This window comes from Blautia sp. MSK.20.85 (assembly GCF_013317245.1).
GTDB lineage: Bacteria > Bacillota > Clostridia > Lachnospirales > Lachnospiraceae > Blautia_A.
Genome location: NZ_JAAIUN010000027.1, coordinates 17071 through 28951, shown reverse-complemented (window position 1 = coordinate 28951; position 11881 = coordinate 17071). Strand labels below are relative to the sequence as shown.

Genomic DNA, 11881 nt, shown 5'->3' with positions numbered 1-11881 from the left:
TTTTAAATTTCCCCCTCTTCTACAAATTCTGCTATATCTGTATTTTTTCTCTTATCAACCAATTTTGTTAGTGCGTTAATTGATGGATTCATAAAGACCTCTTTCATGCGTACCTCTATTCCGCAACGAGCATTAATAGCCGCAACAAATCTAGCCGCAAGCAAGCTGTCTGCACCTATCTTAAAAAGGTTCTCATCCAAATCAGCCACTTTATTTTTCAATAGCTCCTCCCAAATCATCAGTACAATATTTAATACTTTGTCAGACATTATTTCCACACTATCAGTTTTCTGATATTCTGCCAATCTTCTTCTATCAACTTTTCCATTTGCATTAAGAGGAAAATTTTCTAATCTGTTTATAGAATTCGGTATAGAATACTCAGGAAGATGTATCTTAAGATAATCTTCTATTTCACTCTCTGCAATGTACTCTCCCAAGTAAAATGCAACTAATTCTTTATGGTATTTATCCCCCTGAGCAACAACTACGGCTTCTTTTATTCTTGAAATACTTTTTAATACACTTTCAATTTCTCCCAACTCAATTCGATGTCCACGTATCTTTACTTGGGTATCCATTCGCCCTAAAAACTCTATCGTTCCATCTGCCCATCGCCTTCCCCGATCTCCTGTTCTATACCAACGTTCCCCTTTTACATCCGTAATAAACTTTTTCATTGTTAGCTCTTCATCATTAATATAGCCTTTCGCCAGACTTCCACCTCCAATTTGCAATTCACCAGGAATATCAACTCCGCACTCCACAAAATTTTCATCCGTAATCCTATATTTCTGTTTTGGTAATGCTTGCCCATAAGGAATAGAATTCCACAATTTATCTACTTTTGAAACGCAATAATAGTTGGACCAAATTCCGCCTTCTGTCGCTCCGCCCAACGCTACAAATTGCGAGTTTGCTGAAGTTACTTTATACCATTTCTCCGGTAAATATAAAGGAATCCAGTCCCCTGACACTAATGCCAACCGCAATTTACCAAAATGATTATTTTCCCCCATTATCAAAAACATGTCCAATAACGCGGGGGCACTATTCCAAATAGTAATTCCATAAATCTCTATCAGATTTTTCCATACTTCTGGATCTCTAAAGTCGTCTTCATCAATTAAAACAATTGTCCCTCCAACAGTTAAAAGACCAAATATGTCAAAAACCGACAAATCAAAATCAAATGCTGATATATTTAATACGGAATCTTCCGCACCAATATTCCACATATGTAAAATTTCTTCTATTGTATTCATTGCAGCCACATGACTCATTTCTACTCCTTTAGGTTCTCCGCTAGAGCCCGATGTATAAATAATATAGGCAGTATCTTTTGAATTATTTTCAATACACCCAGTCCATGGATTCTCTTCTAAAAAGGCTTCATCCTGCAATACAAGAGCCGGCTTGACATTTTCTATGATTTTTTTCCGACGTCCTAACGGCTGCTTCATCGCAATCGGAACATACGCTGCACCTATTGCAAGAATTCCTAACAATGCAGCTACTTGTCCAATACCTCTCGGCAATATAACTACAATCTTATCATTTCTTCTTACTCCTCTTTGCCACATATAGTTTGCTGCACGCAACGCATATAAACGCAACATCTTATAAGAAACTTTCTCATTTTCATAGATAAGCGCAATTCTCTCTGGATATTTCAATGCATTTTCATAAAATTCTCCATGTAATGTTTCCTTTCTATTAGAAAACTCTCGATCGTTCATCATATACATTTCCTTTCCTCAACTATTCCACATTCTTTTTAAGCCATTCTACGACTCTCACAATAACCTCATCTTCTATAGTACCGCCTTCATCCTTTAATGGAGAACTTACCTTAGAAAGTGAATGTCCCAACCCTTTAAACAAAATTATATCTGCATTATTCCTTGCTGCCTTTGCTATTTGCACAGCTTCTACCGGAGAAATCCATCCGTCATTCAAACCATGAAGTACTAAAATAGGTAATTGGATTTTTTTTATGTCATCTAATATTCCTGCCCATGTTTCTCCAGGAGCATTTTCAGCAAATCGAATTAAAGTAGTAGGATCTGCAACTATTTCATCTGCCAATGGTATCCAATTATCTATTATGCTGAATCTTCCTTTCCCTTCTGGATCAAGTTCTTCATTAAATTTCATATTTCCCTCCTTATCCGTACCAAGAATAAGTAAATACAGAGAGAAAGAGATAGATGTGGAGTCCGGTATGCAATTCAAAAAATCCGAAATTTCTAATATGCTATCATTATTGTTATCCAACTCTTTCAACTTTTCTACTGTAAGTTCGCGCAATATATAAGAGAAATAGGAACTCCATCCTTCTGCAATACCCGACTGAAGAATCAAAGCCTGCGCATTCGGAAAATCTGAAACTAAAGTTGTACAAACTCGTACTCCTTCACTCCATCCATAAAACAGAATTCCTTCCACTTCAGACAAGCCAGAAACAAATCTCGTTACCTCTCTGGCATCCCGAATAATTATTTCTATATCATAATTTTCTCTTTTATCATAACGAAATACCGCATATCTAGCTTTCACAAACCCTTCGCTCAATAAATCAAAATTACGGGATACTATACCTCCCATGGATTCAACTGTAGCGTGCCGATCAGATGGACCGGAACCATGAAATAAAATAATCGTTTTCCATTGACCTTGCCTTTCTGGCAAATCTAATTCTCCTGAAATTTTCATTCCATTTTCCAAAGTAATTTCCAATTCTTTTACAAACATATTTTTATTCTCCCTAATATTTTTCCATAAATTTCTTTATATTATTTACATAAGCGCCAAAAATATCAGTAATATATTGTTTATCAAAGATGTCAATAATATAATCCCATGAAATCTTCAAATATCCCAAATCATCTCTTACATGGTGATCTAAAACCACCTGCGGTGTTTGGCTTATCGCATATTCTTCTTTGAATGAATATCTTTTTTTTGTTACCTTAGACACATTCCCCTCCAGCATACAAGTAAACACTACTGGCATAATCGCTTTTCCTGCTCTACCTGAAGAAAGCATTTTTAATATATTGCTTCCTTCAAATTTTCTATATTGAACTAACCGCCACATCTGTTCTTGAGTTGCTCGAATAGCATCCAATAAAGAATCCGTTTTTTCTTGGTATGATATTACTGCATTGTTAGTAAATTCACCCAGTATCCCATTCACATCTTCATGCAATAACTGTCTATTAAACAATGTTACATTTATGGAAAGTCCTGGAGTTTCACTATATTGTGCCAGTGTTTTCATAAAAATTGTAGAAATTACTGCAGCAGGAGTAAAATGATAGTTTTTTATTTTCTGATATAATCGTTGTGTTTCTATAAAAGAAAAATCACATTCAATTCTATCAAATCTTACATTCTGCACTTCTGCAAATTTTTTCTGGTAATTCAGTTTGGGAAAGCTCGGCATATTTTTTACTTTTTCTTTCCAGTATTCTTCAGCTTCCAAATCTCCTTTATCTGTTTTTAATCTCATGTAATTCATAAAAGAGATTCGTGGAAATTTAACATCTTTTCCATAGTACAAACTGAAAATCTCGTTCAACAGTAATTTTGCACTCCATGCATCCAAAATAATACAATCAAAATCTACATGTAAAACACTTGTCTTTCCTGATGTTTTCCCAACGCAAAAATGGAACATGGGCCATTTATAATAATTATACCTATGATGACTTCTCTCTAGCCGCTTTTGCTCTCTATCATTCCCATCATATAATGAATAAACTGGCACAGAATAATATGGCACATTATCTAAAAAACTCGCTTTCCCCTCATGTGTTACAATCAACCGTAATGCATCATTTTTAGAAATAACCAGATTTATCATTTGCTCAAGTCGTTCAACATCCAAAGATTCTATTGTATATTCGATGTAATAATGCGCATTTATATTTCCCAACTCACACCCAGCCGTTTGTCCCACAACATAAGCTGTTTGTATTGATGTTAATGGAATCACATTTTTTTCGATCATTCGAAAGAAATCTAAAATTTGACCTTTAGCCATTTTAAGAATCCTTAATGTTTCCGGTGCCAATTGTCTGTTTTTAGATCTGTATCGAATTTTCTCCCCTTCTCCCCAAATTTGAATGCCATTCTCTCTAAGTTGCTCCAAAAACTCCAAAATATCGGTATCATTATTAAATATGTATTTACTCATTACGTTTCCTCTAATATATATCTTTCGATTTTGCTGATAGTCGGATACTCAAATAACTTGCCGATATCCATAAAACACCCTATTTTCTCCGTCATTTGGTTAGTAATTTGTATTGCCTGTATCGAATTTCCACCTATTTCAAAAAAGTTATCATTTATATCAATATTTTCAATTTTTAAAACTTCTCTCCAAATTGCGAGTAATTGCTCCTGAAGTTGAGTAAGCTGTTTACAATTATTATTCTTTTTAAAAATAGGCTTTCTATTTTTTTCTGCAACAATCAAAATTTTATGAATATCCTTTTTCCCATTTGAATTAAGCGGAATAGCATTCGTTTTAATATATTCTGTTGGAATCATATAGATCGGAAGATCTTTTTTTAACATTTCCTTATAAAACTTGTCTATCCGGTCACGATACCTTTTTTCCTCTACTAATACAGCACATATGTCTTCTATCGCATTATCCCTTTTAAAAAAAACAAACGCTTCAGTTATACCTTGAATCCTTCGTAATGCAGCTTCAATTTCGCCCAATTCTACCCGATATCCATTGATTTTTACCTGATTATCCAATCTTCCAAGAAATTCAATATTACCTTCATTCCAATACCGTCCCACATCTCCAGTACAATACAATCGTTCCCCAGTTCTATCTAAAACAACAAACTTTTCTTCTGTTTTTTCATTATCGTTTAAATATCCCTGTGCAACGCCATCTCCGGCAATATAAAGTGTTCCCGGTACCCAGTCAGGGCAATCTTCCATATTCTGATCCAGAACATAATACTTCTGGTTTGCAAGCGGTTTCCCATACGGAATACTCTTCCAATCTTCCGGCACAATCTCTGGGATCTCGAAATGATTGGACCAAATACTGCCTTCCGTCGCTCCTCCAAGTGCAACAATCTCAACATTCTGAAACAGATTACGGATTCTCCCCGGAAGTGAAACCGGAACCCAGTCGCCACTCATCATTACCAACCGCAACGATTGTGAAGTTACCTGCCTTTGATATTCCTCATATTCTGCCAGCATTTCTACAAAAGCTGGCACGCTGTTCCATACGGTAATATTCTCATGATTCAACCAGTGAATCCAATGCGCTGGATCTTTTCCATATTCCGGATCCGGAAGAACCAATTTCCCACCTGCGCCTAAAACGCCAAAAACATCATAAACAGACAGGTCAAAATGAAGATTGGAGATTCCAAACGCCGTATCCTGTTCTGTAATCTGATAGCGTGCATTGATATCCAGTATTGTATTCACTGCATTATGGTGAGTAATCATTACTCCTTTCGGCATCCCGGTTGTTCCCGACGTATAGATTACATACGCAAGGTCTCCCGCCTTATTCTCCTGTGCTTTGTATTCAGAATCGGTTTTTAATCCAGACACAGAAATACAATCCCACTCGTGCAGCCATTCGGTATCCTGATCATACGCCTGATTCTGCACAAGAATGATTCTTGTTCCACTGTCACGGAGAATCTTTTCAACTCGTTCTCTCGGATTATGGATATCTATCGGAAGATATGCGGCTCCGGCAAACAGGATTCCATAAACAGCAACTACCTGCTCCCACCCTTTTTCCATAAATACAGCTACCGTCTCTTCTTTTTTTATTCCCATGCTCTTCAACTGCCCGGAAATGTAAAACGCCTCTTCTTTTATCTCCCGATAAGTCATCCGCCTGCTGCACGTTACCAGCGCCTCCTTATCCGGAAATTTGTCTGCCGCCTCCAAGAATAATCCATCCAACGTTTTCTCTTCAAATTCAGCCGCCGTTTCATTCGCCTGACGCCGTTTTTCTGAAATTTCCGCTGTTACCAGACTTGCCGTTTTTTCCTGCATGATCTCCGGATGAACTGCTAGCGTATGAAGCAGGCCGGTATATGCCCGGAACATCTCATCCAGCATTCCCGGATAAAATAATTCGTCCACGGAATCCCAAAACAGGCATAAACAGCCATCCATTTCAACCACCTGATGATCCAGCCACACCTGCGGCGTCTGTGAAATGTTATAGTTCAGTTTTCCAAGCCACTTTCCTTCATTCCACTGCTCCACGCCAAGGCCACTGGTAAACACTACCGGCATAATAGCGCCCCGCATATTTCCAGTCTTTTTCTTTAATTCGCGCTCCAGTTCAACCGCGCCATAAGCTGTATGCTCCAGATCTTCTGTAAGCTGCTTCTGAATTGCCTTTGTCCTTTCCGCAAAATTATTCCCTGCATTCTTTATCTCCAGCAATGTCAGTGTTGTAAAATCTCCAACCAGATTGTTCACTTCCGGATGCAATTGTTTCCGGTCAAACTGCGTCAGATTAAGTGTAAAATCCTTATTACTGCTCCACAAGCGGAGAGTCTCCGCATAAGCACTCATCAAAAGAACAGAAGGCGTTACCTCCAGTCTTCCCGCCGCGTCTTTTACAGACTGCCATTCTTTCTGTGACAGTTTTGCGCTCCGGCGACAGAAACGCTGCTCTGTAATCTGGCTTTCGTTCTTTGCAAGCGGCAGATCCGGTGCGTCCGCAAAAGTCTCCACCCGGTCTTCCCAATATTTTTTATCTTTCTCATAAGCAGAGGTAGACTTTATCTGCTCCAGTCCCAGCACGTAATCCCGGAAAGACAAAGTAATCGGCATTTCCGCTTTTCCATTTCGATATACTTCTGCCCACTCATTTAAGAGATGGAACATACTCCAGCCATCAAAGATAATATTGTCAAAACTGATATGGATTCTATGCTTCTGGTCCTCTATTTTAGTGATTCGCACATCAAACAGAGGCCATTCATCTGTCTGAATTACCTGATGAGACATCTCTGCCCGTTTTTCATCCAATGCCTTTTCTTTTTCTGTCACTTCCAATTGTCGGATATCCGTCACGTCAATATGATACTGGGGAGTATTCTCCAGTATGCGCTGCATACCATCCGGCTGGATAATAACACGCATCATCCCATGCCTCTGTATCAACAGATTCCATGCCGTCTCTGCGCACTCAGTATCAAGGCCGTCTGCATCCAGTTCAAAATAACAGTGCGTTGCAACATTCCCCAATTCATACAATCCGCTTCTGCCAAGCCAGTAAGCATACTGCACATCGGTTAATGGGAACGGATGATATGCTTCCTCCAGATTCGGTTTGATCTGCAGTGTATCTTCTTCTTTCTGTTCGGACTGTTCAATAGCTTTTGCCAGAGATTTTACGGTCAGATTTTCAAAAATCGTGCTGATCGTTATTTTGCAGCCGAAGGTTTTCTGTACTTCCGAGATCAACCTTGTGGCAATCAGCGAGTCTCCCCCAAGGCTAAAATAATTATCTTCAATTCCGATATTTTCATATCCAAATAATTGTTTCCAGATATCTAAAAGCTTTTCTTCTGTTTCTGTCGTTGCCTTTGAAAATCGGATAACCGCAGTTTCTTCTTTAAAATCTTCCCGCAATTGCTTCCTGTTAATCTTCCCATTGGACAATGTTGGGAGCTGCTCCATGAAATGATAATTCTGTGGAACCATATACTCCGGCAGTTTTTCTGACAGATATTCCCTTAGTGCTCCATTATGATAGGACAGGACAGACGCCTGCTGTCTGCTGCAGCATATACATCTTCCATATCTCTCTGTCACAGCACAGTCTTCGCCCAATCCTGCCTCTGATAAACATTCTCTCCACAGCAGGCAATCCGGGGTAACCAGCCCTGCTTCTTTTCTCTTGTCCCGAATATCCGCAAAACCATTTTCCAAAAAAGCCGCTGTAAGTTCCTGAAGGTATGTCCTTACCACAAGGTCAGTCATCAGCAATATTCCGTTTGGCTTCAGTAATTCCGCTACTTTCTTTACCGCATCAGCAGCATCAATATTTCTATGTAAAGCATTTACCGATATCACAATGTCATAACTATGCAAGGACATCTGCTGCTTATCCATGCCTTCTTCCAGATTCAGCATCTCAAACTCGACTCTCTCATATCCCGCAAGTTCTTTCTCTGCTTCCTGCAGAAAATATTTTGAAGAATCCGCATAAGTATAAGCCACGCTTACATCTTCCAGTGCATTCAAAAACTGTCTTGTAATTGCAGTGTCCCTTGTACCAATTTCTATAATCTGGAGTGGCTCTTTTCTGCGTTCTTCTGCCAGAAGCCTTAATCCCTGCACCAGTCTTTCCACTGTTTCCTCGCAGCCCGGAATCCTCCGAAGCAGCATATTCGGAGCCAAAGCCGGCTCTTTCTGGTAAAATACGTCCAGCGGAACTTCATTCCCAGTAACCATATGCTTCAGATACGGCTTCAGTTTATTAAAATACGTTTCCGTATCTCCAGCTTTTTCCGGTACAGCCACTTCCTTCCCGGTACGCGATAGTCTGCCGTCCTCTTCTCTCAGGATTCCTTCCTTCTTTAAAATTTCCAACCATCTTGCCACAGTATTCTTCTGTGTTTCCGTAATGCTCCCTTTTTCAAAAATTTCCTTCTGCGAAAGAACTTCCTTCTCTGATACAAAAATGCCTAACTCTATGAGTGTCTCCAGCATAAGCTGTACACATCTCTGGTCTGCATAGGCAAGGAAATTTTTGTATGCTGTCTTCCGTTCCTGCTGCATCTGCCAATTGCTGACATCATCCTTCAGTTCTTTCCAGCCCCCGCCAAAGATATCTGTGCCGTACAAATACGTTGTAACTTTAGAATCTTCCTGTATCGGCGCTCCGATATAAGCAGCCAGCGTTTTATTGCCATGACCATCACTAACTGTATCAACAACTGCATGAGCCACACCCGGAAACTCCTGAATCGCATGTTCAATTTCTCCCAATTCAATCCTGTGTCCACGGATCTTTACCTGATGATCTTTTCTTCCCAAAAATTCAATTATCTCATCATCCCAGATTCTTCCGAGATCACCGGTCCGATACCATCTTCCATACTGATCTGTGATAAATTTCTGCCCCGTAAGCGCAGAATCTCCCCTATATCCTTTTGCTACACCAAAACCGCCAATCCAGAGTTCGCCTTCTGCCCAGTAAGGGCAATCCCTTCCATACTCATCCACAACACGATATGCCTGATATCTGAGTGGCTTTCCATAGGGAATAGATTTCCAGTTTTTCGGCATCGGCAGGGTAACATTCTGATAATTGGACCAGATACTTGCCTCTGTAGCTCCTCCCATAGCGACAAACTGGCAATCCTCTGTCCATGCCGCAACCCTCTGCGGGAGATCCATCCCAATCCAATCTCCGGAAAGCATAACCGCCCTGATCGGCAGTTTCTGTTTCATGGATTCCGCCCGTATCAAAAGCATATCCAGAAGCACCGGCACTGAATTCCAAACGGTAATCTGATATTTCAACACTTGTTCCAGCCAGTAATCCGCATTCCTTCTCTCCTGCTCTGGAAGCAATACCAATGTTCCTCCTGCGCCTAAAATTCCAAAAACATCATATACCGACAGGTCAAAATCCATAGCTGATACAGCCAGCGCCCGATCTGCACTTGTCACATGGTACTTTTCATTAATATCCTGAACCGTATTCCATGCGCTTTCATGCGCAATCTCTACACCCTTCGGAACACCTGTAGAGCCTGACGTCATGATGATATAGGCGCTGTCCTTCGGCGACACCTCTGGCAGTCTCACATTTTCCTGTCCCTCTTCCATACCTTCCATCACAAGGATTTCCGTACCTTCCGGCCAGTCCAGTTTTTCGGATAATTCCCGATTCGTGACCACATAGCGGACTCCCGTCTTCTCATGGATTAACGCTCTCCGATCTTTAGGCTGGCTTAAGCTGACCGGAAGGTATGAATTTCCGGAAAGCAAAATTCCTAATGCCGACTCGATCTGTTCTATCCCGCGCGGCAGGGTAAGTGCAACCGGGACGCCCTTAATATCCTTTTCTGAAATTCCTGCCGCCACTGCTGTTGCCCGTGCTTTTAATTCCCCATAGGATACCGATCTTCCGCTTCCCGCATCAATAAGCGCAATATCTTCCGGGCAAACTTCCGCATGGTTCATAACAGCCCAATGCAGGCATTCCACACGCTCCGGCACTCCTGTACGCGCTGTATCTTCAATTTCTCTTTTTCTTTTTTCAGGAAGCACATCAAATCTCTGATTCCAGTCCTTCTTTCCCAATTCATGCAGAAGAATCTCAAAACTCTCCAACATATCCGGGATCATATTCTCCGGGAATAACTCATCCACGCTGTCCCATGTAAGCTGTACGCCATTTTCATCTTCATAACTCTGAAAATCATTCCACACCTGCGGCGTCTGGGAAATCATATAGGAAAACTGCCCCAGTTCATTCCGGAACGTATCATTTACCAACGGCGTTCCCAGATTGCAGGCAAAAACAACCGGCGCCACTGCCGATGCGTCACCACACATCTGCGCAATGTCTCTCTGTACTTGCACGCCGGAATATGCCGTATACTTCATATCCTCATGAAGCTGCTTCTGAATCCTGTCCAACAATTCCGCAAAAGTCGGATTTTCTTCGCAGTTAATCTCCAGCAATAACAGAGTAGTAAAATCTGCTATTACTTCCTCTAACCCCTGCTGCTCTGTTTTCCGGTTAAAAAACGGAATGTTAATAAGGAAACAATGATTCCTGCTCCATCGTTCCAGAACCACCGCATATGCAGTAAGAAGAACCATTGCCGGAGTTGTCTGGTATTTTTTTGCCCGCATTTGCAAATGATCCCATTCTTCCTTTTCGATTCTCACAATCCTGCGGTTGAACACCGTTTTTTCCACTTCTTGCGGACGTTTTGCCAATGGAAGGTCAGGGCCTTTTGGCAAATGCTCTAAACGATTCTTCCAGTATTTTTCTGCGTTTTTCCGTTCCTCCCCTTCTTCCTGTTTCTGCCGTTCTAGATAGGAAGCAAAATTCCACCCTTTTGATTCTTTCGGCAGGTTTTCCCCTCGGTAAGCAGATGCCAAATCCCTCAATAATATCTGCAGACTCTGTACATCAGCAACCAAAAGTGCCATGTCCACATGAAGGCGTGCCTTATTTTCAGGAAAAAGCGTAAGCTCTATTCCTGCTACTTCGCCTTCCTCAATCTTTAACTTCCGATGGGATAAACGTTCTCTGACAGATACTGCCATTGCCTCTGCTTCCTCAGATGACATCCGGGAAAAATCATGAACCTTTATTTTTTCACAATACGGCTTATCCAGGATTTTCTGTGTTCCATCATCCAAAAAGCAGGCGCGCAGCATAGGATGATGATACTGCAGTACATTCCATGCTTTTTCCAGACGCTCCGGATCTATATTTCCCCCATCAAACTCTAAATACGCATGACAGTCTATTCCTCCAAGAGCCTGTTCTTCATCCCTGCCAACCCAATATGCATACTGTACGTCTGTTAAAGGAAACGGCTGTTTCATATCCTTTTCCGGCGTTATCTTAGATTCTTGCGCCCGTTTTTTGCCCGCTTTTTTCTTCATGCTGCGCTGGATCAGCGCCCACCAGCCTTCAAGGGTAGGATTTTCCATCAATGAACCGAATGAAACCTTAACCCCCTGTTTTCTCCACTGGTTTACCAGACGCATGATTGTCAGGGATGAAAGCCCAAGCTCCAGCAGATTTTCGGAATCCCCCAAATCTCTGGCTACCGGCAGCTTTTGTTTGATCTGTTCCTTTATCTCTATATATTCCATGATTCTG

At 40.9% G+C, this 11881-nt stretch carries 4 protein-coding genes; all 4 read right to left on the bottom strand.

The features are described from left to right. Nucleotides 1-2: 2 nt before the first annotated feature. The 4 genes from G5B12_RS13110 to G5B12_RS13095 are packed head-to-tail and all read right to left on the bottom strand — an operon-like array spanning nucleotide 3 to nucleotide 11874. The gene (locus G5B12_RS13110) at nucleotides 3-1742 is read right to left on the bottom strand and encodes a non-ribosomal peptide synthetase (RefSeq protein ID WP_171030276.1); all 1740 of its coding nucleotides are present in this window, start codon (nucleotides 1740-1742) and stop codon (nucleotides 3-5) included. A gap of 19 nt (nucleotides 1743-1761) precedes the next feature. Further along, on the bottom strand, nucleotides 1762-2754 hold the full coding sequence (locus tag G5B12_RS13105; RefSeq protein ID WP_138344130.1) for an alpha/beta hydrolase family protein: 993 nt from the start codon (nucleotides 2752-2754) through the stop codon (nucleotides 1762-1764). A 13-nt stretch (nucleotides 2755-2767) separates the two neighbouring features. Next, a complete protein-coding gene (locus G5B12_RS13100) occupies nucleotides 2768-4201 on the bottom strand; it encodes a condensation domain-containing protein (protein WP_015528437.1) in 1434 nt (477 codons plus the stop codon). Next, nucleotides 4201-11874 (bottom strand): non-ribosomal peptide synthetase, encoded by a 7674-nt coding sequence (locus tag G5B12_RS13095; RefSeq protein ID WP_138344129.1) that lies wholly within the window; start codon nucleotides 11872-11874, stop codon nucleotides 4201-4203. Before G5B12_RS13095 ends, G5B12_RS13100 begins: the two co-directional genes overlap by 1 nt. Nucleotides 11875-11881: the final 7 nt, after the last annotated feature.

Excerpts from the sequence above, each read along its gene's own strand:
- G5B12_RS13105 (WP_138344130.1), bottom strand. The coding sequence starts at position 2,754 with ATGTTTGTAAAAGAATTGGAAATTACTTTGGAAAATGGAATGAAAATT.
- G5B12_RS13095 (WP_138344129.1), bottom strand. The coding sequence starts at position 11,874 with ATGGAATATATAGAGATAAAGGAACAGATCAAACAAAAGCTGCCGGTA.
- G5B12_RS13100 (WP_015528437.1), bottom strand. The coding sequence starts at position 4,201 with ATGAGTAAATACATATTTAATAATGATACCGATATTTTGGAGTTTTTG.
- G5B12_RS13110 (WP_171030276.1), bottom strand. The coding sequence starts at position 1,742 with ATGATGAACGATCGAGAGTTTTCTAATAGAAAGGAAACATTACATGGA.